The following is a 1,331-nucleotide window of genomic DNA, read 5'->3' on the forward strand; positions in this document are numbered from 1 at the left end:
GTGGAGTTGTCGCCGCGCGGCGCGGCGGGAATTTACAAAATCCTCCAGGGGTGCATTTCCACCCTGAACGCCGTTCAGGCGCCAGTCCAGGACTGGCTTACAGACCCCGTTTCGGTGCGGTTCCGCGAAGCCCAAGCCCTGGCCGATCATGAATACCGGCGGGGTTTGCGTGAGGGCGCGGCGGCCCTGGTCCGCAGCCTGGAACAGCAGGCGCCTGAACTGGCCGGGATCCTGCGGCCGTGGATCGCGGACGATGTGCTGGCCCCGGCGGCGCCCGCTGCCGGCGCACCGGACACGGGTCCGGCTACCTATCCCCGGTTCGCCGACCGCGAACCCGACGATGACACCGACGGCGATCCGGACGCTGACGCCACGGATCGCACGGGCACCGACGGATGACCGCACGGCGCCGGGCAAGGCGGCCCCCGGATCGGGAGCCGCCTTGCTGTCTATGGGGAAAGGGTATCAACCATGAGCACAACCGACTTACCCCTGACGGTCCAGGTTCCGGCAGAGGACTGGGCGACGGCACGGCGCCGGATCGCTTTTCTGGAAGCCGTGATCGTCCAAATCCTCCGCGACAAGGCCCGGCTGCGGGAGTGGTTTTCCGCCGCAGAACTTGCCGCGCTGCGCCTGCCCGGCCTGCCCGGCTCAGCCACCGGCATCGCCAGCGTTGCGAGGGCGCGGGGCTGGCCCCGCCGATCCGCCACGGCGCCGGATCGGGCGCGCCTGGAGTATCACGTCTATGCGCTGCCGGGGCGGGCCTTTGACGCCTTGCTTGACCGGATCGTCAAGGCGCCGCCGTGTGTGGACGATCCAGCGCCGCACCGGCCCGAAACCCCGGCCCCGTCACAGGTGCCCGGATCGGCGGTCAATACAGCGCCATCTTGGGTTCTGCCCTTGATGCGCCTCGTCAAGAGCGGCACCGCGCGGTCGCTGGATGATTTGGTTCGTGACCTACCCGCCGCACTTCCGGTCGGCACTGCGGCGCCGTCACGGGCGGAGATCATGGAGGCGCTTGCGGCGCTGGGGGTTCGCTGCCTGTGATGGGCGGGGTCGGCAAGGCCCCCGATCCATTCAACCGGCGGGGTGGGCAGTGGGTGCCGATCCCGCCGACTTTTTGTCCGGTTCAATGCCAACGCGGACGGGCGGGATCGGGTGGGAGGGGACCTTGCGGTTCCCGTCACCAGGGTCCGCAGGGGACTTCCACCCCCAAGTCGCCCGGACCGCCACCACAGCGGACCGGACAGTGCCAGTCACGGCGCTACGCGCCATGCCTGGCGCACCAAAGTAAAAAATCGGGCGCCCGCGACCGTTTTTATATTCCCTTG

General features: G+C 69.0%; 2 protein-coding genes. Both read left to right on the top strand.

Features of this window, described 5'->3' with window-relative positions; genetic code table 11:
* Positions 1–399: hypothetical protein (locus GHC57_RS19425; RefSeq protein WP_211369262.1), on the top strand; the 399-nt coding region annotated here is incomplete at its 5' end.
* Between the two features lie 72 nt (positions 400–471).
* Positions 472–1,047: a DNA-binding protein gene (locus tag GHC57_RS19065; protein ID WP_153347235.1), complete on the top strand. Its 576-nt coding sequence runs from the start codon at positions 472–474 to the stop codon at positions 1,045–1,047.
* The last annotated feature ends 284 nt before the right edge of the window (positions 1,048–1,331 follow it).

The sequence above is a fragment of the Roseospira navarrensis genome, from assembly GCF_009601025.1.
Lineage (GTDB): Bacteria > Pseudomonadota > Alphaproteobacteria > Rhodospirillales > Rhodospirillaceae > Rhodospira > Rhodospira navarrensis.